Raw genomic sequence first — 24,605 nt, forward strand, 5'->3', positions numbered from 1 at the left:
CATGACTGCCAACGAACTCATTCGTTCCAGCGCGTCCGCCATGGCCGCCAAGCTTGTCGCGGGCGAGATCACCTCCGTGGAACTGGTCCAGGCGCACCTTGACCGCATTGCCGCCGTCGACGGCGGGGAACGCGGCGTCAACGCGTTCCTGCACGTCAACGCCGAGGAGGCGCTCGCCGTCGCCGCCGACGTCGATGCCCGCCGCGCCGCCGGTGAGGAGCTCCACGAGCTCGCCGGCGTGCCGATCGCCATCAAGGACCTGATCGTCACGAAGGGCCAGCCCACCACGGCCGGCTCCAAGATCCTCGAGGGCTGGATGAGCCCCTACGACGCCACCGTGATCAAGAAGATCCGGGCCGCGCGCATGCCCATGCTGGGCAAGACCAACCTTGACGAATTCGCCATGGGCTCCTCCACCGAGCACTCCGCCTACGGCCCCACCCGCAACCCGTGGGACCTGGACCGGATCCCCGGAGGCTCCGGCGGTGGCTCCGCGGCCGCCGTCGCCGCCTTCGAGGCCCCCCTGGCCTTGGGCACCGACACGGGTGGCTCCATCCGCCAGCCCGGCGCCCTCACCGGCACCGTCGGCGTGAAGCCCACCTACGGTGCGGTGTCCCGCTACGGCGCCATCGCCATGGCCTCCTCGCTGGACCAGATCGGCCCTGTTTCGCGGACCGTGCTGGACTCCGCACTGCTGCAGGAAGTCATCGGCGGGCACGACCCCCAGGACTCCACCTCGCTGACGGACGCCTCCACGGGCCTCGTCGAGGCCGCCCGCCTGGGCAACGTTGCCGGCATGAAGATCGGCATCATCAAGGAGCTGCACGGCGAAGGCTTCCAGCCCGGCGTCGAGAACCGCTTCAACGAATCCCTGGAGCTGCTGCGCGGCGCCGGCGCCGAAATCGTCGAGGTCTCCTGCCCCAACTTCGGCTACGCACTGGGCGCCTACTACCTGATCATGCCCAGCGAGGCCTCCTCCAACCTGGCCAAGTTCGACGGCGTCCGCTTCGGCCTGCGCACGCTGCCCACCGAAGGCCCGCTCACGATTGAGCGCGTCATGGGCGCCACCCGCGCCGCCGGTTTCGGCGACGAGGTCAAGCGCCGCATCATCCTGGGCACCTATGCGCTGTCCGCCGGCTACTACGACGCCTACTACGGCTCGGCCCAGAAGGTGCGCACCCTGATCCAGCGCGACTTCGCCGCCGCGTTCGAACAGGTCGACGTGCTGATCTCCCCGACGTCGCCCGTCACGGCGTTCAAGCTGGGCGAAAAGCTCGATGACCCGCTGGCCATGTACCTGAACGACATCGCCACGATCCCGGCCAACATGGCCGGCGTCCCCGGCCTGACCCTGCCCGGCGGCCTGGCCGATGAAGACGGCCTGCCCGTCGGCATCCAGCTGCTGGCCCCGGCCCGCGAGGACGCCCGCCTGTACCGCGTGGGCGCCGTGCTGGAATCCCTGCTCGAGGCACAGTGGGGCGGCCCCATCCTGGACCAGGCGCCGTCGTTGGTCGAGCTTGTCGAGACCCTTGCAGCCAAGGAGGCTAACTAATGAGCGTTGACACCATCTTGAGCTTCGAAGAAGCCATGGAAAAGTACGATCCCGTCCTGGGCTTCGAGGTCCACGTGGAGCTGAACACCAAGACCAAGATGTTCTCCTCCGCCCCGAACGAGTTTGGCGACGAGCCCAACACGAACGTCAACGAGGTGTGCCTGGGCCTGCCCGGCGTGCTGCCCGTGGTGAACAAGAAGGCCGTTGAGTCCTCGATCCTGATCGGCCTGGCGCTGAACTGCAAGATCGCCGAGCACTGCACGTTCGCACGCAAGCAGTACTTCTACCCGGACACACCCAAGAACTTCCAGACCTCCCAGTACGAGGACCCGATCTGCTACGACGGCTGGATCGACATCGAGCTGGAGGACGGCACCGTCTTCCGCGTCGAGATCGAGCGCGCCCACATGGAGGAGGACGCCGGCAAGCTGACCCACATGGGCGGGGCCACCGGCCGCATCCAGGGCGCCGACTTCTCCCTGGTCGACTACAACCGTTCCGGCGTGCCGCTGGTGGAAATCGTCACCAAGCCCATCGAGGGTGCCGGCTCCCGCGCCCCCGAACTGGCCAAGGCGTATGTTGCGGCCATCCGGGAAATCGTGAAGAACCTGGGCGTTTCCGACGCCAAGATGGAACGCGGCAACGTCCGTTGCGACGCCAACGTCTCCCTGCGCCCCTACGGCCAGGAGAAGTTCGGCACCCGTACGGAAACCAAGAACGTGAACTCGCTGCGCGCCGTCGAGAACGCCGTGAAGTTCGAGATCCAGCGCCACGCCGCCGTGCTCGACTCCGGGGTGAAGATCATCCAGGAAACCCGCCACTGGCACGAGGACACCAAGTCCACGACGTCCGGACGCCCCAAGTCCGACGCCGACGATTACCGCTACTTCCCGGAACCGGACCTGGTGCCCATCGTCACCACGGCCGAGTGGGTCGAGGAGCTGCGCTCCCGCCTGCCCGAGCCGCCGGCCGTGCGCCGCAAGCGCCTGCAGGCCGAGTGGGGCTACACGGACCTCGAGTTCCGTGACGTGGTCAATGCCGGCCTCATGGACGAGATCGAGGAGACCGTCGCCGCCGGCGCCTCCGCCGCGTCCGCCCGCAAGTGGTGGATGGGCGAGATCGCCCGCCGCGCCAAGCTGGCCGATGTCGACCCCGCCGCGCTGGGCGTCAGCCCCGCCGTCGTGGTGGAGATCGAGAAGCTCATCGCCGCAGGCAGCATCAACGACAAGCTGGCCCGCCAGGTGCTCGACGGCGTCCTCGAGGGCGAAGGAACGCCCGCCGAGGTCGTCGCCAAGCGCGGCCTGGCCGTGGTCTCCGACGACGGCGCCCTGCAGGCCGCCATCGACGAGGCCCTGGCCGCCCAGCCCGGCGTTGCGGACAAGATCCGTGCCGGCAAGGTCCAGGCCGTGGGTGCCATCGTTGGCGGCGTCATGAAGGCCACCAAGGGCCAGGCCGACGCGGCCCGCGTCCGGGAACTGATCCTCAAGACGCTCGGCGTCGAGGGCTAGTTTCCACAACTGCGCCCGTTTCCGCGTTCCGCACCCGTTCCGACGGGCGCCGAATGCGGAAACGGGCGCATTTTTACGTGGGCCGCGAGTCCACGTGCCGCGCCGGGCGCCAATATGAGTAATTGTGAATCGTAATAGCACTTTGCAATCATGAACATTCAGGAAATGATTGGGTATCACCGTCGATACCTCTTGGAGTCTTTCCCATGCCCACCCCGGCACTTGCCACGTCCGTCCCGTCCCGCCTGAGCGCACCCGAACGCCTGCACCCCGAACTTGACTGCGGCATCGGCCAGTGGGACAAACTGCTGTACGGCAACCACAGGATCGTGGTGTCCGTACCCGAGCTCCCGCAGGGCGGCCGTGCCGCCACGGTTACCCTGCCGTGGCGCCGCCACGACGCCGCACCGGCCGACGTCGACGTCGTCGTGGTCTCCGCGGCCACCGGAACCCGCGTGCGCAACGTCGTGGCCGGGGAACGGGACCGGGCCGCCGGAATGTTCACGTTCGAGCCGGTCGACGGCGCGGGCGACTACTTCTTCCACTACCTGCCCTATGCCATGATGGGCCACTCCTACTACCCCCAGGCCGAGTACCTGCCCGCCCGTCCCACGGCGGACCCTGCCTGGGTGAACTCCGTTGCCGCCAGTGTGTGGTCGTTCGAGTTGGGCTTCCACACCGCCCACCCCGCCGCCACCGCCGTCCGCTATGAGGCCGCGAGCAAGTGGGACAACTTTGCCCCCATGAACTTCACCGCAACGGAGCCCGAACTGGCCGCCCTGCACGAGGCCCACGCCGGCGCGGCGTTCCTGCTCTTTGCCCAGGACCGCCGCCACGCGATCTCGATGAAGGACGCCATCCCGGCGCACTGGGCCATCGCGGGGCCGGCCGCCGTGCCGGGCACCGCTGCCGGGCTGTTGTGCCTGTCGGCCCAGCCGGGGGAGGACTACGTCATCCAGCTGGGCCTTTACGCGCAGGCGGAACTGACGGGAGTGTCCGTAGACGTGGCCGCCCGGGCCGACGGCGGCGAGGTCGCGGCCCGCTGCATCAACACGGCCGGCGTCGACCGCCTGGGCCGACCGTTCAGCAAGACCCTGGCCGTGGCCGACGGCGCCGTGCAGGCGCTGTACGTGGTGGTCCCGGTTCCCGCCGCGTCCGCCGGATCAACCGTGGAGGCCGTCATCACGGTGTCCACGTCCGCCGGGAGCGCCGAGCTGCCGGTCCGCCTTGAGGTGGCCGACGAAGCCGAGCCCGACATTGCCGCCGGCGGCTTTGGCGACCCCCGCGAACTGCGTCGCCTGGCGTGGCTGGACTCCACCCTCGCCCAGGATGACGAGCTCGTGGCACCCTACACTGCCGTGGAGATCGACGAGGCCGCCCGCACGCTGGCCATCCTGGGCCGCACGGTTCAGCTGGCCCCCAACGGCCTGCCGGCGCAGCTGGAATCGACGTTCACCTCGGCCGTGACGGCCGTTGACGGCCCCGCCCGTGCGCTGCTCCTGGAACCGCTGAACCTGGTGCCGGAGCTGGCGCAGGGCGCCGTGGCATGGGCGTACTCGCCGCTGGCCATCACCACCTACGGCCCGGCCCGCGTGGGCTGGACGTGCACGTGGACCAGCCCGGACACCGCCTTGCAGGTCACCGTGGAGGGCCGGTTGGAGGCCGACGGCGCCGCCGACTTCGCCGTCCGCCTCACCGTCCCGCACGGTGCCGGGGCCGTGGAGTTGAACGATGTATCCCTCAACCTTGCCCTCGACCCCGCCGCGGTCCCGTATGCCATGGGGCTCGGCGTGCCCGGCGGCACCCGCCCGGCCGGCATCGACTGGACGTGGGAGGTCGCCACCAGGAACCAGGACTCGCTGTGGCTTGGCGACAGCAACATCGGCGTCCAGCTGGCGCTTCGCGACGACAACTACGAACGTCCGCTGAACACCAACTTCTACCGCGAAAAGCCGCTCATCGCACCCGACTCCTGGGCCAACCCCGGGGCGGACACGGCCCGGGTTCCCGGCATCACGCTCAGGGAGGCCGGCAGCGCCAACGGAAGCGGCGCCGTCGTGCTCCAGGCGTTCAGCGGCGGCCGCACCATGGAGCCGGGGGAGAGCCTGAACTACGGCTTCCGGCTGCTCCTGACCCCGTTCAAGCCCATCGACCCGGCCCGGCAGCTGCGCAACCGCTACTTCCACGACCAGGGCAGCGTTGCGGACATTGCCGCGACCGGCGCCAGCGTCATCAACATCCACCACGCCACAGCCCTGGCCCCGTTCATCAACGACCCCCTGCTGCACGCCGATGCGCTGGCGGAGTACACCACGGAGGCCCATGCGGCGGGGCTCAAGGTCAAGGTCTACGACACCGTGCGGGAGCTGACGGGGCACAGCCCGGACCTGCTGCCCATGCTGTCCCTGGGGCACGAAATCTTCAGCGACGGACCCGGCAAGGGGCACATTTGGCCGCAGGAGCACGCGGGCGCCAACTACGTTTCGGCCTGGCATGCGCCCAATGTGGACGACATTGCCGTGGTGACGGCGGGGGAGTCGCGCCTGCAAAACTGGTACATCCGCGGCCTCGACGAGCTGGTGCGCAAGACCGGCCTGGACGGGATCTACCTCGACGACATCGCCTACGACCGCCAGGCCATGAAGCGTGTCCGCAAGGTCCTGGCGGCCCGCTGCGCCGACCCGGAAATCGACATCCACTCGGCCAACCAGTTCAACGACAAGGACGGGTTCGCGTCCTCCGCGAACATGTACATGGAACAGCTGCCGTACACGGACAGGCTGTGGCTGGGCGAATACTTCGACTACGACAACACGGACCCCGCGTACTGGCTCGTGGAAGTTTCCGGCATTCCCTTTGGGTTGATGGGGGAGATGCTGGAGGGTGGCGGCAACCCGTGGCGCGGGCTGGTCTTCGGCATGACCGGCCGGGCGCCGCGCGTGGACAACCGGGCCCTGTGGGAACTGTGGGCCGCGCATGGTTTGGCCGAGGCGCCCATGCTGGGGCACTGGGCCCTGAACGTGCCCGTGCGCAGCAGCCACCCCGAGGTGCTGGCCACGTCCTGGATTACGCCGTCCGGACTCGTGACGGCGCTGGCCAGCTGGGCGCCGGAAACGGTCTCCGTGACGCTGGAGTTCGCGCCCGAGTTCGCGCGCCTTGCCCAGGCGTCCCGGGTGGCGCCCTGCATTGACGGCTTCCAGGACGCCGCGGCCTTCGCGCCCGGGGACACCATTGCGGTGGAGCCGCGCCGCGGGATCGTGCTGGTCATCGACGGGGCATAGCGTTGCGGAAGGCATAACGCGAAGGAGGGCCGGCACGAGTATCCGTGTCGGCCCTCCTGTGTATTTCCTGGCTGTGTTGCCTGGTGGGCCGGTGGTTAGTCGGCGATCATCACCCAGCGATAGCACTGGCCGGCACTCCGGTCGGCACCCAGCGTCCGGACTTCCAGGATGTTGGGCCCGGCCAACAGGTCCAGGACGTAGTTCCCGTCCGCCGTGGTGGCGACCTTCCTGTCGTTGTAGTTGAGGTGCAGCGACGTGCCCGGCTCCGCCGCGGCCAGTGCAACGGACACCTGCGTGGTTCCCGTGGGCGCGTGCGTGAGCCACGCCAAGGGAGAGGCGGGCTCGCCAAAGTCGACGCCGGTCCACACGGGGTCACCCAGCGGTGCCAGCAGGGTGCCGCGGCGGTGCCCGTCAGGGGTTCCGACCACGGACTGGTCCGCATCGGCGGCGACGCTGACCGTCCGGGTTTCGACACCGTCCGCCGCACCGTCGACCTCGCCGGCGGCCATCTCGGAGATGGCCACGGCAACGTTGAAGCCCGGGGCATAGCGATTTCCCGAGAAGACCAGACCGCGGCTGGCGGCGAAGTCGAACAACTCCGGGGTCGGGTGGGCGGGCGTTTCGACGGTCGGGGCGTAGTGCCCCACGTGGTTGTTGGTGAAGGACAGCCCGGCCACGGACTTGCCCCTGACCAGGGATCCGCCCGCCGGCAGCATGAAGCGGTTGGCATCGATGCGGATGTTGCCGTGGACGGTCCGGGCCGGCTCCGATTCGGCGTTCGTGGGGTCGAACCAGATGGCGGCCCAGCCGCTCGCGGGGCGGTCGAAGACGTTGTTGCGGATGGTCGCGTTCGTGACGCCGCTTGATTCGTACCAATAGTCGGCATCCGCGGAAATGTAGATGCTGGCCATGCCCATTTGATCGAAGTGGTTCCGTTCAATGAGCACGGGCTTGGGCGTCGTGACGAGGATGCCGCGGGTTGGCGTGGATTTGAACGTGTTGCCGGCAATGTAGACCTCGGGCGTGTACGTCATGTTCTCGGCGACGTAGCTGCCCACCGCCAGATCGGCCGGCAGTTCCTTGTCCACCGTGGCGGTCATCCGTTCCAGGTCGTGGGCGGTGTCCCTGCCGTTGGGCCCGGTCACGGCCACCACCCGGTAGTCCTCCGCGCCGTCGGAAAGCATCGTGGCGCGCCTGACGAAGCGCAGTTCGTCGCCCGGGTAGAACTGCGGGAATCCGGCGGTGTCCCGTTCCATGTATTTCAGCGTGACGGTGCGGGTGTCGCGGTCGATCGCCTCGACCTGCACGTAGGTGCCGTGGATGTTGATCGGGTCATCGTGCGGGTTGTCGAAGAGGCAGTTGGTGATCTGCGCCTTGCCGGCAACGCCCGAGAGCTGGATGAAGTCGGCCAGGCCGGCCGTCTGGCGCCATGTGCCGGGCTTGGCGCGCAGCGTGATCCCGTCCAGGGACAGGTCCCGGCTGAGCTGGCCCACGATCCCGAAGCCGTGCAGGTAGCCCAACGCAAGGTTCTTCAGTTCCACGCGTTCGGACTCCCAGACAAACCCGCCCGGGGTGTCGCGCGGGCGCTGGCGCAACTCGTAGACCTTGCCGGCATCGCCCGGATCCCCGGCGGAGTCGTAGCGCACGCGCAGCACGTTGTTCCCGAGGTCCGTCACGGAGCGGGAGCCGATCCACAGGGGCAGGGGTGAACGCAGCGTCAGGCCGCTGGCGAGCTCGCGGATCTGGTTCTGCCATTCGGTGGCCACCTCGGGCCCGTGGGACCAAGAGGGGACGCCCGTGGCCGGGCTGGGCTCACCGGTGAACGTGGCGGTGGCGCCGTCGATCACGTGCCCCACTCCGGCGAGCAGCTTGATGTCGCGGAAGCCGAAACCGTCCTCCACCCCGCTGGCCAGCACGGTCAGGTCCAGCACCAGCGGCGCGTGCCAGTCCGTGCTGAAGTTCCGGATGGTGACGTCGCTGGAACGGATGGCCGCGAACTGGGTGGCCCGGCCGTGGAAGGTCAGCTCCGAACCGTTGCCTTCGACAATGACGTCGTGCATGTCCTCAAGCAGGATCCCGATGTTCTTGACCTTGAATTCCTCGAACCGGCCCACGGTGTTGGAGACGTACAGTTCCCGTTTGGGAGCGTCCTCCGGGTACAGCGTGTAACGCCCGTGCGGGAACTCGATGGTGGCCGGTGTTCCCAGCCCCCGGGCATGGACGATCGCGTCGTAAACGGCGTAAGCGGAATCCGCGGCGCCGGACGGATCCGCGCCAAAGTCAGTGACGCGCACCACCGTACGGTCCGTGGCGTGCACGGGCAGCGGGGCGGGGTCCTGCGCGGTCCTGGTCGCGGCGTGATAGCCCACGGTATCCGGGCCCAGCTCGCCGGCGGACAGGCGCTCGTGGCTGGTCCACGGGGAAGTGATGGATTTGGAGGCGGTGATTGTGTCCATAGTGGTCTCCACGGGTGACGGCTCATGCAAACTTTGTGCGGTTTATGATCAGAAATGATCGCTTTGTCCAGTCTAGCGCGTAGTCGGCGGCAGCTACCCGGTCTCTGGCAGGATGAAGCCATGACCTTTAGTTGGGAAACCCTGGCCCGTGTTCAATTTGAGGGTGACGCCCATGTCATCGAGGACAGCTGCGGATTCATCGGCCCGCACGCCTGGATCATCGACGGAGCCACCAGCCTGCTCGAACCGCTGGGCCTGCCGGCCGCCAGCGACCCCCAGTGGCTGGCCCAGGTATTGAGCGTCGAGCTGGCACGTGGCGGCGGGGACGATGTGCGCTCCCGGCTCGCCGCCGCACTGGCCGCCGTGAATGCCGAAGCGGCGAAGCTCGTGGGTGCCGAAACGGTCCGTTTTCCCAGTGCCGCCATTTCCGTGGCCCACCTGAACGACGACGGCGTCGAGGTCGCGTCGCTGGCCGATTGCACCGTCGTGGTGCGCACCGGCGACGGCGCCACCCATGTGGTGCGGGCAGAATTGGCCGATTCCCGGGTGGACCTTGAGGCGTCCCGGCGCACGGTGGACCCGGCGGAACGGCTGCGCCTCCTGGTCCGGGACCGCGAATTGCGCAACACCGAGGGAAATCTGTGGGTGGCGCGGCGCGAACCCGAGGCCGCCGACCACGCCCGCGTGGTGCAACTGGGCCGGCCCGCACTCATGGTGATGGCAAGCGACGGCGCCTGGCGCGCCGTCGACCTTGGCCTGGTCGGCGGCCCGGAGGAATTCCTGGAACGCACCTCCTCGACGCTTGGCGCCCTGGAACTGATGACCGAGCTGCGCCGCAGGCAGGGTGAGATTGGCGAAGTCGCCGACGACGCCACGGTGCTCACCCTGGCGCCCCGCGGGTGATCTGGCCCCTCAGCGTTCGGGGAGGGTGACCGTCCGGAAGCCGAGGTTTCCGCTGGCCGAATCCGGCGTGTTGGAGCTTCGCGCGGCCAGCCGGTAGCGGTTGCAATACGAATCGTGGCACAGGTAGGACCCGCCGCGCATGACCCGTCCGCGCCCGATCGTGGGGCCGGCCGGATCCGTCACGGTGCCCTGCGCCAGGCATGATTTGTAGTACTTGGGCAGGAACCAGTCCGCGCACCATTCCCACACGTTTCCGCTGGTTTGGTACAGCCCGTAGCCGTTGGGCTCGAAGCTGCGCACCGGCGCCGTCGTGAGGAAGCCGTCCTCGCACGTGTTGACGGTGGGGAAGGTGCCCTGCCAAATGTTGCAATGGTGTTCGGTGCCGCCGTCCCCGGAAACGCCGTGGAGCTCGTTGCCCCACGGGTACCGGGCCTGCGCCAGGCCGCCGCGGGCCGCGTACTCCCATTGCGCCTCGGTGGGCAGTGCCCGCCCGGCCCAGGCGCAGTAGGCCAGGGCATCGGCGTGCGAGAGCTGCGTGGCCGGGTGGTCGGGGATGTCCTGCCAGGCCGAGAGCGGCCCCGCCGGATGCGCCCAGTCCGCGCCGCGCACGTTCAACCACCAGGGCGTGCCGGCGGCCGTGCCCAGGACGTCGGCCGGTGACGCCTGGACGGCCAGATGGAAGACGGCCGAGGTGCCGTAGACCTCGGACTCGGTGCGGTAGCCGGTGGCGTCCACGAACGCGGCAAATTGTGTGGTGGTCACGGCCGTGGTGTCGATCCGGAAGCCCGCCAGGGCCACCTCGTGCACGGGGGTTTCGCCGTCGGCCTGATATCCCTCATCGAAGGGGTCGCCCATGGCAAAGGATCCCGCGGGGATGGCGACGTCATCGTGCAGGGAAGCGGCGCGCCGGGGCGGGACGGACAAGCCGAACGACGCCGGGGCGGCGATGCCGTGGGGGCCTTGGTCCGATCCGGGCGCCTCCGATTCGGGCCGGGCGCCGGGGCTGCAGCACGTTGACACGGGCTCTCCTTCGAGGTGTTCCGGCCGCCGCGCTGGCGGTGCCGGAAAAGATGATCAAAAAATCTTTTGCCAGTTCCAAGTGTGCGCCATCGCCACCAAAAAGCCGCAAAAGCCGCGAAATTCCGGGGTTTTGTGATGATCGGAAACGTGACGCATCAATGATTGAAACTGACGTATTTAAGAAATTACCCAACACTATGTTGCATAAGTGACACCTGTCACTTATCTTTGTTAAACGGTTAACCGCCTGGGGTGCAGTTCACCACGAAACGGCCTTCAGGCCGGAGCTAACCGTCTTAGACGAACGAGGAGTATCAATGAGCCAGACCCAACAGGAGTCGGCAGGGCAGCTGGTTGCCGCCGCTGACCGTCCCATGGCGGGCGCCGCATCGAAGGGGCCACGCCGGAAGAAGCCGGCCAAGGCCGCCGTCACCGCCGACGGCCACCAGGTGCGCAAGCTGTCCTGGAAGACCCGGCTCCGCCGCGACCGGCAGATGCTCCTGATGATGATTCCGGGAGTCCTGTTCCTGGCGTTGTTCTTCTACATCCCGATCCTGGGCAATGTGATCGCATTCCAGGACTACCAGCCGTTCCTGGGCATCACGGGCAGCGACTGGGTGGGCCTGCAAAACTTCGTGGACCTCTACTTCGACCCGGATTTCTGGGGGGCTTTCAAGAACACGATTGTCCTCGCCGTCTGGCAGCTGGTGCTGTTCTTCCCGGTGCCCCTGGGCCTGGCCTTGATCGTGGACTCCCTGATCAGCACCAAGGTCCGCCGCTGGTTCCAATCGCTGGTGTACCTGCCGCACTTCCTGTCCTGGGTCCTGGTCATCGCATTGTTCCAGCAGGTCCTCGGCGGTGCCGGCCTCGTCAACAACACGCTGCGCGACATGGGCATGGGCGCCATTCCGTTCATGACCAACCCGGACACGTTCCCGCTGCTGGCCACCGTCCAGCTTGTCTGGAAGGACGCCGGCTGGGCCATGATCATCTTCCTGGCTTCGCTTGCCGCCATCGACGGCTCACTGTACGAGGCCGCCGCGGCCGACGGCGCCGGGCGCTGGCGGCGCATGTGGCACGTCACGCTGCCGGGCCTGCGCTCGATCATCGTGTTGCTGCTGATCCTGCGCATCGGCGACATCCTCAGTGTCGGGTTCGAGCAGTTCCTGCTCCAGCACGACGCCGTTGGTCCGGGCGCCGCGGAGGTCCTGGACACGTTCACCTACTTTGCCGGCGTCGTGGGCGGCGGCTGGAGCATGGGTGCCGCGGCCGGACTGGCCAAGGGCGTGGTCGGCGCACTGCTGATCTTCGCCGCGAACAAGGTGGCCCACAAGATGGGCGAACCCGGAATCTTTCAGAAGAAGGTCGGCTAGACCCGGCCCCGGCCAGGACTAGCCGAATAAGGAGACAACCATGGCTACAACACTTCACGAGCGGCGCTCGGCCAAGCGCCGGAGCAAAGGGCTGACCTACAACCCGAACCGGCCCGTCTGGAAAGAACCGGCATCGCCGTTCTACAACTCCATCAAGGCCCTCATCATCGGCGGCATCTCACTGTCGATCGTGCTGCCGATCCTGCTGGTAATCTCGACCTCCCTGGCCGATGACAAGCAGCTGGTCGCCGCCGGCGGCTACGTCCTGTGGCCCACCCACCCCACCTTTGACGCCTACCAGACCATCTTCAGCAGCCCGTTCATGTTCCGGGCCCTGGGCGTCAGCGCCTTCATCACCGCCGTGGGCACCTTCCTGGCGTTGTTCATCACGATCACCATGGCGTACGCCACGTCCCGGCCCGTCATGTTCGGCCGGCCTGTGCTGCTGCTGGTGCTGTTCACCCTGCTGTTCGCCCCCGGCCTGATCCCGATGTTCCTGATGATCAAGCAGTTGGGCCTGCTCAACACGGTGTGGTCACTGATCCTGCCCGGCACTTTTGCCGCCTTCAACTTCGTGGTCATGCGTTCGTTCTTCATGAACATCCCCACCGAACTGATCGAGGCGGCGCGGATCGACGGGGCCAGCGACTTCATGATCCTGCGCAAGATCGTCTTGCCGCTGTCCAAGGCCGTGATCGCCGTCGTCGGCCTGTTCTACGCCGTGGGGTTCTGGAATTCATTCTTCAACGCCATGCTCTACATCAACGACCAAACCCTGTATCCCGTGCAGCTGATCCTGCGCAACTTCGTGGTCCAGGGCAGCCCCATGGCCGATGCGCTCGGCGTGGCCACCACACCGCCCCCGCAGTCGCTGCAGATGGCGATCGTGGTCGTGGCGCTGCTGCCGATCCTGCTCGTCTACCCGTTCCTGCAAAAGCACTTCAACAAGGGCGTCATCACCGGCGCCATCAAGGGCTAAGAACCCGCACCCGTCCTGAACAAGATCTGTCAAAACGTAAATGAAAGAGGTTTAGCATGAACCGCTCTACCAGCGCCGTTGGAGTCTCACGACGGAACTTCCTTGGCCTTGCCGGCATGTCCGTTGCCGCAATCGCCCTCACCGGCACCCTCTCCAGCTGCGGCACCGGCGCCGCCAAGGACGGCGGGGCAGCCGCCTCCGCCCACGTCAAACTCCCCACCTACAAGGAATTCGCGGGCGTCACCGCCGACCTGCCCGGCAACGCCCAGGGCCTGGAAGCTGGCTTCCTGAAGATGCCCAAGCCCATTGCCTCCACGACGGCCAAGCCCCTCACCGGCCCCGTCAGCGTGCTCTCCGAAACCTTTGAAGTCATGGCCCCGGCCATGCCCGACAACCCCTTCTGGCAGCGCCTGAACACCGCGCTCGGCGGCACCTTCAACATGCAGATCACCGAGGACATCGGAGACGGCTACCCGGCCAAGTTCGCCACCATCCTGGCCTCCGACACCCTGCCGGACCTCATGTGGATCCCGCCGAACCAGGGCATCCCGAACGTGGGCCCCATGCTCGAAGCCAAATTCCAGGACCTGACCCCCTACCTCTCCGGCGACGCCGTCCTGGACTACCCCAACCTCGCCGCGCTGAAGCCCGATTCCTGGCGCACCGCCGTGGTCAACGGCAAGATCTGGGGCGCACCCATTCCCAGCACCCCGTTCGGCCAGGTCATGGTGGGCAGCAAGAACACCTGGGACAAGGTGGGCGGCCTGAATGCCAAGGATGCCAATGAGTTCATGGACAAGGTCAAGGAACTGAGCAACCCGGCCAAGAAGCAGTACGCCCTGGAACCGGCCTACATCAACATCCTGCACATGATCACCGAATGGCTCGGCGCGCCGAACTCGTGGGCCGTCAACAAGGACCGCACGCTGACCCACCTCTACGAGACCGACCAGTACCTGGCCGGCATCGAGTACGCCGCCAAACTGTTTACCGCCGGTGCCTTCTACCCCGATGTCAACGTCACCAACACCAAGTCGCTGATCCTCAACGGCACCCTTGGCGCCGTCGTCACCGCCGGACCGCGCGACATTGGCGGGTACCGCGCCATGGACCCGAACCAGCAGATCGAGATCCTGGTGCCGTTCAGCTTCGACGGCAAGATCAAGCCCACCTACGACATGGGGTACGGCACGGTGGGCTACACGGCCTTCAAGAAGACCGACGAGAAGCGCATCAAGGAACAGCTCGCCCTCGTCAACTGGCTTTCGGCACCGTTCGGCACCACCGAGTACCTGCAGAAGAACTACGGCACCGAAGGCAAGGACTTCGACTTCGACAAGGACGGCAACCCGATCCTGAACGCCGACGGCCTGAAGAACCTGCCCGGCGTCGTCAGTGCCCTCAACATTATGACGAGCCCCGAATCGGTCAACTTCAACCCCGGTTTCCCCGACGACACGAAGTACGTCCACGAAACCGAGAAGAAGCTGCTCGAATTTGCGTGGCGCAACCCCACGAACGGCACCTACTCGGACACGAACGCCAAGGTGGGCCCGAAGATCCAAAAGATCATCCGCGACAAGACCATCGACATCATCACGGGCCGCGCCCCGATCTCCGACTTCGCCGGCGTGCTCAAGCGCTGGCAGAACGAGGGCGGCAACAAGATCCGGGACGAATACCACGCAGACCTGAACCCGGACGCACCCGTGTTCACGTTGCAGCCCGTTTCAAAGTAGCCGGTTCACCACCGGGGATGGCGGCACGCCGAAACGCGCCGCCATCCCCGGCGGGAGTCCCGGGCTTGGCACTATGAGCAGTATCACCGGCAGTCCCACAAGGGGAGGGCCGACGTCGGAAATCGGAAGCGAGGGGAGTCGGACCATGATCAGACCCACCATCAAGACAGTGGCAGCCCAGGCGGGCGTCTCCACGGCAACCGTCTCCTACGTCCTGGCCGGGCGCACCAAGGGCAAGGGGTCGGGAATCTCCGACGCCACGGCCCAACGGGTCCACGCGGCGGCGTTGAAGCTCGGGTACCGGCCCAACCAGGCAGCCCGGACCATCAGGACCGGCAAGTCAAACCTGATGATGCTTTCGCTGACCATGCTTTCGGACCCGTGGTCGTTGTCCGTCAGCAAGGCGGTCGGGGCCGCCGTGGCCCCCGCCGGGATCACGCCCATGATCCTCGCCGACACTGACTGGCGCACCGCCATCAAGCGCCAGGGCGCCGACGTCATCTTCATCGACGCCGCCGAACGCGAGGGCGATGCCGAGCTGCTGGCCGAAATGGCGCGCACCAACAACCTGGTGGTCTTCAGCGACGTCCTGGAACCCAATGGTTTCGACGTGATCCGCTCCGTGGCCGGACATTCCATGGATACCGCCATGGACCACCTGACAGGCACACATACCAAGGTTGCCTGCCTGACCACGCAGAGCAGCCTTGGTGCGGGCGGGCACACCTCAAGGTATGGCGCCTACCTGCGGGGGCTGCAACGGGCCGGACTGGACTTCCGGCAGGACTATGTGGCCACCTTCGACGGCGACGAGGTCAGCGCGTACCAGGCCGCCGTCGCGCTTTTGCAACAGCCGGACCCGCCCACGGCCATCTTCGCCACCTCCGACTTTGTGGCCATCGCGGCCGTTCACGCCGCGGAGCGCCTTCGCATGGGAGTCCCGGACGACGTGGCGGTGATCGGCGTCGGCAACACCATGGCCGGCGAGGCGATGACCCCGTCGCTGAGCACCATCGGGCCCGTCGACTTTTACTCCACCCTGGCCGATTTCCTGGTGGCCCGGGCGCAAGATCCTTCCACCCCACACCGGGTCCTGGAATTTCCCTGGCGGCTTTTTGTGCGCGATACCGCGCCGGCCGCCCCCTAATTTTCGTATTTTCTTGAACAAGAGAGAAGTTGTGTTGTGACTGATTTGCTTCAGACCGTGCCGGACATGCGTGTTGGATTGGTTGGTTTTGGGTTGCGGGCTTCCTTGTGGAAGCACGTGCACAAGCCCGGCCAGGGCTCCGAAGTGGTCATGGTGTGTGACACCTCCGAACGCGGCCGGGCCGACGCCGCCGAGAAGATTCCGACGGCGGTTGTCACCGGTTCGCTGGATGACCTGCTGACGGCCGGGCTCGACGCCGTACTGGTGCTCACCCCGGACAACCGCCACGCGCTGGTTGCCGTGGAGACGCTCAAGGCCGGGATCCCCACCTTCTGCGAGAAGCCCCTCGACGTGACCCTGGAGGCGGCCGACGCCATCCTGACCACGGCCTTCGAGACGGGCACGCGCCTTTACGTGGGCCACAACATGCGGCACATGCCGGTCGTGGTGCAGATGCGCGAACTGATCCAGGCCGGCACCATTGGTGAGGTCAAGGCAGTTTGGTGCCGCCACTTCGTGGGCAACGGCGGCGACTACTACTTCAAGGACTGGCACGCCGAGCGCGCCAACACCACGTCACTGTTGTTGCAGAAGGGCGCCCACGACATCGACGTGATCCACTGGCTGGCCGGCGGCTACACCAAGCGCGTCTCCGCCGTTGGCGACCTGGCCGTGTACGGCGACGTCACCTCGCGCCGCGACAACACCGACCGCCGCATGTGGGACTGGTTCTCGCTGGACAACTGGCCGCCCACCGAGCAGACCGACCTGAACCCCGTCATCGACGTCGAGGACATCTCGATGATGCAGATGGTGTTGGACAACGGGGCCCTGGCCTCCTACCAGCAGTGCCACTTCACCCCCGACTACTGGCGCAACTACACGGTCATCGGTACCAAGGGCCGGATCGAGAACTTTGGCGACAACCCGGGCGACAAGATCAAGGTCTGGACCACCCGTTCCCAGGAGGGCTTCGTTGAGCCCGACCAGGAAGTCGAGATCCGCGACGGCGAAGGCGGCCACGGCGGCGCCGATCCGCTGCTGATCGCCGAGTTCCTGCGCTTCGCCCGGGACGGCGGCTCCACGGAGACGTCCCCGATCGCCGCGCGCGCCTCGGTCGCGGCCGGCGTGCTGGCCACGCAGTCGCTGCGGTCCGACGGCGGATCCCTGGAAGTCCCGGAACTGCCGGCCGACCTCGTGGAGTACTTCAACGCCGGCCAGCCCTCCCGCGCCGCCGTCTAGACCCGCGCGGGATCCGCGGGACCTGCGAGGACTTCGCCGCGAACTCTGCGCCACTTTCACAGTGGCGCAGAGTTCGCGTTTAACCTCGCGCCGGAATCACGGCGAAGTACTAAAGTGTGGCCCACACCCAAGGAGTCCGTCATGGAAGCAACGCTGACCGCCACCCAACCGGCAGATCCACGTCCGGAAGCGGCAAACCCTCCGCCGGGGCCACGGGAGAATCTGTGCGTCGATGCCCCCATCACCTCCTGGGAGGACGCCATTCCGCTGGGCAACGGCCTGATGGGCGGCCTCCTGTGGGGGGAAGGCAACATCCTGAAGCTTTCCCTTGACCGCGGGGACCTGTGGGATGAGCGCACCCACGGGGAAGCCGGCTGGTGGCGAAAGCATCCCTGGTCCACGGCCGGGGACGATCCCGATCCCTGGGGCACGTACTACGACGGGCTGACTCCCACCAAGCTTCCGGCCGGACGGGTGGAATTCCGCCTTGACGCCGGGCAGCGGCTGGCCGGTTTCGAGCTGGACCTTGCAACCGCCCAGGGCAAGGCCACCACGACCGCCGGCGCCACCGTCCAGGCCTTCGCCTCCGCCACGGGAGACGTCATGATGCTCCGGGTCGCCGGCAGCGCCCTCGGCGCAGTCGAACTGGTGCCGGCCGGTGCCGGGGCCCGGGAGTTCGCCAACACGCACAGCGGCGGCGCCGTTGCCGCCCTGGGCTACCCGCCCGCCGAGCGCGGCAGCGCCGACTCTATGAGTTGGTATGTGCAGGAGGCTGCCGACGGCCTGCGCTATTGCGCGTGCGTTGCCGTGCGGGGCGGGGCTTCTGAGAGCATCGCGGCAGTCACCATCACCACCTCCCACGACGCCGGCGGCCGGGACCTCCTGGCCCTGGCACAGGAACGCTGCAGGGAGGCGCTGGACGCCGGCTATGACGCGATGGCGGAACCCCACACTGCCTGGTGGGAACGCTTCTGGGCCCAGTCGTCGGTGGAGATCCCCGACCCGGCGATCCAGCGCAACTACCTGTTCAACCGCTACCTTTACGGCGCCGGGTCCCGAAAAGGCGCCCCGCCCATGCCGCTGCAGGGCGTCTGGACCGCGGACAACGGCGGGCTGCCCCCGTGGAAGGGCGACTACCACAACGACCTGAACACCCAGCTGAGTTACGGCGCCTACCCGGCGGCCGGGAACTTTGAGTCGGGGGAGTCCTACCTCGACTTCCTCTGGGAACTCACCCCGGTGTTCCGTGACTTTGCCCGGGACTTTTACGGCACCTCCGGCCTGGCCTCCCCGGGCGTCATGTCCCGGCGGGGCCAGCCGCTGGGCGGGTGGAGCCACTACGCGATGTCGCCCACCATGAGCGCCTGGAACGCGCACCTTTTCTACCTGCACTGGCGCTACACCGAGGACGCGGAGTTCCTCGCCACGCGCGCCTACCCCTGGTGCGCCGACGTGGGGCAGTGCCTGGAGGAGCTGCTGACGGTGGACGACGACGGCACGCTGGTCCTGCCACGATCGTCCTCGCCGGAAATCTTCGACAACGCGGCGCAAGCCTGGCTGAAACCCAACAGCAACTATGACCTCATGTGCCTGAAGATGCTGTTCCTGGCCCTCGCCGAAATGGCCAAGGCACAAACCCTGGGCGCCGACCACCTCAAGTGGCTGTCCCTGGCCGCTGCACTTGGCGACTTCCACGCGGCCGACGACGGCGAGCTGCTCCTGGACGCCGAGACCCCCTTGGCCGAAAGCCACCGGCATTTGTCCAACCTCATCGGCATCCATCCGTTCAACCTGATCAGCATGGAAGGCGGAGAGGCGGACCGCCGGCGCATCCGGACCTCTTTGGAGGCGTGGGAGCGCCTCGGCACCGAGCAATGGACGGGCTATACGTGGGCCTGGATGGGATGCTTGCGGGCGCGCGTGGGCGACGGCGAGGAAGCGGCCCGGCACCTGGAGGTCTACGCCAAGGCGTTCATCTCCCGCAACGGCTTCCACGTCAATGGCGACCAATCGGGGCTGGGATACTCGTCCTTCAGCTACCGGCCGTTCACCCTGGAGGGCAACTTCGCCGCCATGCAGGTGGTGCAGGAGATGCTGCTGCAAAGTTGGAGCCCCACGCCGGGCGTGGTGGATTCGGAGGTGCTGCGCATCTTCCCGGCGGTCCCCGCGAAATGGGCCGACGCCGGCTTCGTCGACCTTCGCGCCGAGGGCGGGCACCGGGTTTCGGCCGTGCGGACGGACGGAGCCACCACCTGGTTCATGGTCGTTGCGGGCAAGGACGGCACGGTGCGGATCCGGGACAACTTTGGCGGCCGGAAACCGCAATTCTCCGTTGCCGGCGTCCGGAAGGTTGGCGGGGACTTCCACGTGGCACTGCGCCGCGGCGAGGCGGTGACGGCAACCCTGGAACGCCCCTAGGCGGTTCGGCTACCCTGCTGAACCCCGCTGAATCCCGCGATGATGCGGCGGGGTTCAGCGGGGCGGCACCCAATTACGCCAGGGCGCCCATGGGATCCCAGGCCGGCAGCATGATCGGATCGGCCGCCAGCGCCTGGCGCAGTTCCGCGGTGAGGCGCGCCTTGTTGACCACAACTTCGAAGACGTACTCGTCGAACCAGTTGTCTGCCATCGTGTAGAAGCCCTGGTCGCCGTTCTCGTCGCCCCAGCTGTTCTCCACCCGCCAGCGCCGCGTTTCGCCGTCGAGCACGTCGACGCCGGTCAGCAGCATGGCGTGCGTCATGGCCGATTCACCGAACCGGACCCGGGCCTCCTTGTCCATGGCCAGCTCGGCGCCGTAAAGGCCCGCGTAATCGTAGAGGCGGGCGTCCCAGATGCCGTCCTTGCGGACCATCTGCGGCCCAACGTCACAGCCGAACCAGACCGGCTCGCCGTCCAGGATGGCCTCTTTTGCCAGCCGCTTGGCCAACTCGATGTCCACGTTGAGGTAGAGCACCGGCGGGGCGCCGACCACGTTGCCCAGGTGCTCCACCGTCAGTGTGCCGCCCTTCGGGTGCTCCGCCCGGGGGTCGTCGACGAGGCAGACGTAGTCCTCGAGCTTGATGGTGGTGTATTTGGCCAGGAACTCCTGCGGTGTGAGGACGCCTTCGCGGTGGAAGACCTTCTTGTCATCGGTGTACTCCCACTCGAATTGCGTCGGCGGCGTGCCCAGGTGCAGCGTGAGGACCCGGTGCACCTCCGTGATGATGCGGTCGCGGGCTTGTTCCTCCCCGGCCCCGTCGCCGTTGATGCGAAGCTCGCGCAGTTCCCGGGCCCCGCGGCGCAGCAGCAGGCACAGCACGGCATTCATCCGCCCGGTGTTGGACGACGATTCGGTCTCGGGCATGGCCGCCTTGGGCACGGCCCCGTACTTGCTGAAGATGTTCACGGCCATGTCCCACTGCCCGCCGTCGCCCATCACGGACTGCAGCAGGTACGACACCAGCCGGTCGTCCTCGGGGCGGTCCGTGGTTTCCAGGACGGACTCGAGGAAGTAGTTGGCCCGCTCCAACTTGTCGAAGTACATGGCGTAGTTCTGCGAGAACTCGAACTCCTTGACGTCCAGCACCTCCTTGGCGCCCGCGCGCAGCAGGTTCAGCGCGGCGAACAGCCAGCACCGGCCGGACTTCTTCTGGTTGGTGACCTTCCAGTCGTCAATCCGGTTCGAGACGGTCGTGGACAGGGCGGTGGCGAGCTGGTGGTCGATGGCGATGTCATCCACGCTGACCCGGGCGATCGCGTTTTGCGTGCGCTTGAGGACGGAATCGGCGGCGAAGGACTTGTGCAGCTCCGCAAGCTGCCCCGGGGTCAGGGCGGCGGCGGTCACATGGGTGATGGCGGTCATATATTCCGTTCTATCGCGATTCGCCGCCGGCCGCAAACGCAGCCTCGGAATGTCTCGGGGATCAGTGCACCATGTCCGCCATGACCTGCTGCAGGGCCTCGGCAACGAGCATCACGGAGGAGCGCTTGAGGTTTTCCGGGCGCACCAACAGGTCGATCCGCCGCCGGGTGCTGATGCCGGTCAGGGGGCGCAGCGTCACGCCGGGATTCAGCGCCGGGCTGGAGGTGTAGCGGGGGAGCAGGCCAATGACGTCGCCCGTGGAGACCAGGGCGGCCACCGTTGAATAGTCGTTGATCCGGTGCACCACGTTCACGGGTCGGCTCGCCACGGCGCCGACGGCGGTCAGCACGTCCGCGGGGGAGTAGCCGCTGCGGCTGGCCACCCACGGGTATGCCACCACGTCCTCGGGGGACAGCTCCGCCTTGGCCGCGAGCGGATGGTCCACGGACAGGGCAATGTCGAGGGGCTCGTGCGCCAGCGGAATCACCCGGATCTTTGAATCGGGCCAGGCCGGGCTGTGGTCCATCCTGTGCGCCAGCACCAGGTCGTACCGGGCGGTCAGCGCCGGAAAGTCGTGCTGGGCCACGTCCTCGTCGGAGAGCCGCACGGCCGGTGCGCCGCCGCCGCTGGACGCTCCGTCGCCGGCCGCGCCGGACTCGCGCATCGCCGCCAGCTGGCGTACCAGGGGTGCGAACAGGGCCTGCCCGGCGCTGTGGAAGCCGCTCACCGAGACGCTGCCGTTGCGTTCCTGCTGGTAGGTGCCAATCGCGGCCTTGGCCGTCGCCATCGCGTTGATGACGTCCGCGCCGGCGTCGGCCAGCACACGGCCGGCCTCCGTCAGCACCAGGTTCCGCCCGTCCTTGCGCGTCAAGGGGGTGTCCACCTGGCGTTGGAGCAGCGAGATTTGCTGGGAGACGGCCGACGGCGTGACGGACAGGGTCTCGGCCACGGCCTTGACGCTGCCCAGTTCGCCGAGTTCGCGCAGCATTTGCAGTTGATGAAGTTCCACGCCGCCACCCTACCATTTAGCTTTTGCTTAATCGTTGATGGAGCAAAATTCGATTGTGCTAAACGGTTTGGCAGGCTCTAATGGAAGCCATGAAAGCACTTTACAAGTCCGGCGCACACGCAGGATTCGAACTCGTCGACCGTCCCGAGCCCGTTGCCGGCGTGCGCGACGTCAAGATCAAGGTCGCGGCCACCGGCCTGTGCGGCACCGACCTGCACATCCAGTCCTGGGACGCCTGGGCCGCCGCGAACATCAACGCACCCCTGATTGCCGGCCACGAATTCTACGGCGAGGTGGTGGAGGTCGGCGCCGACGTCCACGACGTCAAGGTGGGCGACAAGGTCTCCGGCGAGGGCCACGTGGTGTGCGGCATGTGCCGCAACTGCCGTGCCGGCCGCCGCCACATGTGCATCAACACGATCTCCGTGGGCGTGCAGCGCGACGGCGCGTTTGCCGAATACGTCGTGATCCCCGAATCCAACGTCTGGGTCCACCACGACCCCTCCATCACCCCCGAACTGGGCGCCATCTTCGACCCGCTGGGCAACGCGGTCCACACTGCCCTGAGCTTCGGCCTGGTGGGCGAGGACGTGCTGATCACCGGCGCCGGCCCCATCGGCCTGATGGCCGTCGCCGTGGCCCGCCACGCCGGCGCCCGCAAGATCGCCATCACCGACGTCTCCGAGCCCCGCCTGGCCATGGCCGCAGCCATGGGCGCCGACGTCGCCGTCAACGTCGCCACCACCCGCCTGAAGGAAGCACAGCTGACGCTGGGCATGCGCGAAGGCTTCGACGTCGGACTTGAAATGTCCGGCCACCCCACGGCCCTGCCGGAGATGATCGACAACATGAACCACGGCGGCCGCATCGCCATGCTGGGCCTGCCGAGCCAGTCGATCGACATCAACTGGGGCAAGGTCGTCACCCACATGCTTACGCTCAAGGGCATCTACGGCCGCGAAATGTTCGAGACCTGGTACGCCATGAGCGCCATGCTCTCCTCCAACCCGGTGCTGCGCTCCGCCGTGGCCTCCGTGGTGACGGACAAGCTGCCCGCCACCGAATGGGAGCAGGCCTTCGAGATCGCCCGCTCGGGCCGTGGTGGCAAAGTGGTCCTTGACTGGTCCGTGTTCTCCTAGCAATCCCCGGCACGACGGCGGAACCGATCGTTCCGCCGTCGTCGTACTTCCCGCACTTACCTCCGCCTTTGAGAAGGAGTCCCATGTATACCTCCATGAAAGACCAGCTCGCCGTCGAACTGGACGAAATCCGCACTGCCGGGCTGTTCAAGACCGAACGCCAGATCACCACGGCCCAGTCCAGCCACGTGCAGGCCGGCCCGCTGGACGGCGCCACCGCACCGGTGCTGAACTTCTGCGCCAACAACTACCTGGGCTTGGCCGACCACCCGGACATCATCGGCGCCGCCAAGTCCGCCATGGACAGCCACGGCTTCGGCATGGCCAGCGTGCGCTTCATCTGCGGCACCCAGGACCTGCACCTGGAGCTCGAGGCCGCGGTCTCGAAGTTCCTGGGCACCGAGGACACCATCTTGTTCTCCTCCTGCTTCGACGCCAACGGCGGCGTGTTCGAATCCCTATTCGGCCCAGCCGACGCCATCATCTCCGACTCGCTCAACCACGCCTCCATCATCGACGGCATCCGCCTGTGCAAGGCGGCCCGTTTCCGCTACGCCAACCAGGACATGGCCGACCTTGAAACCCAGCTGCAGGCCGCCGCTGCCATGAACGACGGCGACGGCGCCCGCCGCACCATCATCGTCACCGACGGCGTGTTCTCCATGGACGGCTTCCTGGCCCCATTGGAGGCCATCTGCGACCTGGCAGAGAAGTACGGCGCGCTCGTCATGGTGGACGACTCCCACGCCGTGGGCTTCATGGGCGCCACGGGAGCCGGCACCCCCGAGCACGCGGGCGTCAGCGACCGCGTGGACATCTACACCGGCACCTTCGGCAAGGCCCTCGGCGGCGCGTCCGGCGGCTACGTCTCCGGCCGCGGCGAGATCGTTGCCATGCTGCGCCAGAAGGCCCGCCCGTACCTGTTCTCCAACTCGCTGGCCCCGGCCATCGTGGCTGCGACCCTGAAGGCCCTGGAACTCGTGGCCGGCTCCGCCGAACTGCGCACCACGCTCTTCGAGAACGCGAGCCTGTTCCGCCGCCGCATGACCGAAGAGGGCTTCGAGCTGCTGCCCGGCGAGCACGCGATTGTGCCCGTCATGTTCGGTGACGCCGTCGAGGCCGCCCGCGTGGCCGACGCCATGCTGGCCCACGGCGTATACGTCACCGCGTTCAGCTTCCCCGTGGTGCCGCGCGGCGCCGCCCGCATCCGGGTGCAGCTCTCCGCCGCACACAGCGCCGCCGACGTCGAAGCCTGCGTAGCCGCGTTCGTCGCCGCCCGGGGTGCCTCCGCCTAACCCCTCCCGTCTGTGTTGCAGTTGTTGGACCGAAAACGTCGATTTCGCGGGTTTTTCGTCCAACAACTGCAACACAGACCGGGGTGGGGAGTTTTACGCCCGGCCGGGGCTGTGCCACGAT

16 protein-coding genes are annotated in these 24,605 nt (G+C 67.1%); 12 read left to right on the top strand and 4 right to left on the bottom strand.

The window, feature by feature from the left end; all coding sequences use genetic code 11:
- The first annotated feature begins 1 nt into the window (after position 1).
- From gatA to AL755_RS06640, 3 genes are all read left to right on the top strand, one after another.
- Positions 2-1,552, top strand: a complete 1,551-nt coding sequence (gatA, locus tag AL755_RS06630) for an Asp-tRNA(Asn)/Glu-tRNA(Gln) amidotransferase subunit GatA (RefSeq protein WP_054010332.1) — start codon at positions 2-4, stop codon at positions 1,550-1,552.
- Positions 1,552-3,060, top strand: a complete 1,509-nt coding sequence (gatB, locus tag AL755_RS06635; RefSeq protein ID WP_054010333.1) for an Asp-tRNA(Asn)/Glu-tRNA(Gln) amidotransferase subunit GatB — start codon at positions 1,552-1,554, stop codon at positions 3,058-3,060. Before gatA ends, gatB begins: the two co-directional genes overlap by 1 nt.
- A 206-nt stretch (positions 3,061-3,266) precedes the next feature.
- Positions 3,267-6,341: a glycoside hydrolase domain-containing protein gene (locus AL755_RS06640; RefSeq protein WP_054010334.1), complete on the top strand. Its 3,075-nt coding sequence runs from the start codon at positions 3,267-3,269 to the stop codon at positions 6,339-6,341.
- Between the two features lie 95 nt (positions 6,342-6,436).
- On the opposite strand, the gene AL755_RS06645 is transcribed toward AL755_RS06640, so the two are convergent.
- Positions 6,437-8,797 carry a right-handed parallel beta-helix repeat-containing protein gene (locus AL755_RS06645; RefSeq protein ID WP_054010335.1) on the bottom strand — a complete coding sequence of 787 codons (2,361 nt, stop codon included), beginning with the start codon at positions 8,795-8,797 and terminating at the stop codon, positions 6,437-6,439.
- Between the two features lie 120 nt (positions 8,798-8,917).
- On the opposite strand from AL755_RS06645, the gene AL755_RS06650 reads away from it, so the two are divergent.
- On the top strand, positions 8,918-9,700 hold the full coding sequence (locus AL755_RS06650) for a hypothetical protein (RefSeq protein ID WP_054010336.1): 783 nt from the start codon (positions 8,918-8,920) through the stop codon (positions 9,698-9,700).
- A gap of 9 nt (positions 9,701-9,709) precedes the next feature.
- On the opposite strand, the gene AL755_RS06655 is transcribed toward AL755_RS06650, so the two are convergent.
- Positions 9,710-10,720, bottom strand: coding sequence for a formylglycine-generating enzyme family protein (locus tag AL755_RS06655; protein ID WP_082368976.1), 1,011 nt, complete (start codon positions 10,718-10,720; stop codon positions 9,710-9,712).
- A 317-nt stretch (positions 10,721-11,037) separates the two neighbouring features.
- On the opposite strand from AL755_RS06655, the gene AL755_RS06660 reads away from it, so the two are divergent.
- The 6 genes from AL755_RS06660 (at position 11,038) to AL755_RS06685 (ending at position 19,618) form a co-directional block, all read left to right on the top strand.
- Entirely contained in the window at positions 11,038-12,093 is a 1,056-nt protein-coding gene (locus AL755_RS06660; RefSeq protein ID WP_237762615.1) for an ABC transporter permease, read from the top strand.
- 40 nt (positions 12,094-12,133) lie between these two features.
- On the top strand, positions 12,134-13,072 hold the full coding sequence (locus AL755_RS06665; protein WP_054010337.1) for a carbohydrate ABC transporter permease: 939 nt from the start codon (positions 12,134-12,136) through the stop codon (positions 13,070-13,072).
- A 56-nt stretch (positions 13,073-13,128) separates the two neighbouring features.
- Positions 13,129-14,811, top strand: a complete 1,683-nt coding sequence (locus AL755_RS06670; RefSeq protein ID WP_054010338.1) for a sugar ABC transporter substrate-binding protein — start codon at positions 13,129-13,131, stop codon at positions 14,809-14,811.
- A gap of 145 nt (positions 14,812-14,956) precedes the next feature.
- On the top strand, positions 14,957-15,958 hold the full coding sequence (locus tag AL755_RS06675; protein ID WP_237762616.1) for a LacI family DNA-binding transcriptional regulator: 1,002 nt from the start codon (positions 14,957-14,959) through the stop codon (positions 15,956-15,958).
- A gap of 66 nt (positions 15,959-16,024) precedes the next feature.
- A complete protein-coding gene (locus AL755_RS06680) occupies positions 16,025-17,200 on the top strand; it encodes a Gfo/Idh/MocA family protein (protein WP_082369528.1) in 1,176 nt (391 codons plus the stop codon).
- 141 nt (positions 17,201-17,341) lie between these two features.
- On the top strand, positions 17,342-19,618 hold the full coding sequence (locus tag AL755_RS06685) for a glycosyl hydrolase family 95 catalytic domain-containing protein (RefSeq protein WP_054010340.1): 2,277 nt from the start codon (positions 17,342-17,344) through the stop codon (positions 19,616-19,618).
- A 73-nt stretch (positions 19,619-19,691) separates the two neighbouring features.
- Here the strand turns inward: AL755_RS06685 and AL755_RS06690 are convergent, their stop codons facing one another.
- Together AL755_RS06690 and AL755_RS06695 are read right to left on the bottom strand one after the other, a co-directional pair.
- A complete protein-coding gene (locus AL755_RS06690) occupies positions 19,692-21,041 on the bottom strand; it encodes a C1 family peptidase (RefSeq protein ID WP_054010341.1) in 1,350 nt (449 codons plus the stop codon).
- A gap of 61 nt (positions 21,042-21,102) precedes the next feature.
- A complete protein-coding gene (locus AL755_RS06695; protein ID WP_054010342.1) occupies positions 21,103-22,050 on the bottom strand; it encodes a LysR family transcriptional regulator in 948 nt (315 codons plus the stop codon).
- Between the two features lie 89 nt (positions 22,051-22,139).
- On the opposite strand from AL755_RS06695, the gene tdh reads away from it, so the two are divergent.
- Complete coding sequence (gene tdh / locus AL755_RS06700) at positions 22,140-23,189, top strand: L-threonine 3-dehydrogenase (protein WP_054010343.1); 1,050 nt, start codon at positions 22,140-22,142, stop codon at positions 23,187-23,189.
- A gap of 83 nt (positions 23,190-23,272) precedes the next feature.
- Positions 23,273-24,484, top strand: coding sequence for a glycine C-acetyltransferase (locus AL755_RS06705; protein WP_054010344.1), 1,212 nt, complete (start codon positions 23,273-23,275; stop codon positions 24,482-24,484).
- Positions 24,485-24,605 lie beyond the last annotated feature (121 nt).

The organism is Arthrobacter sp. ERGS1:01 (genome assembly GCF_001281315.1).
Taxonomy (GTDB): domain Bacteria; phylum Actinomycetota; class Actinomycetes; order Actinomycetales; family Micrococcaceae; genus Specibacter.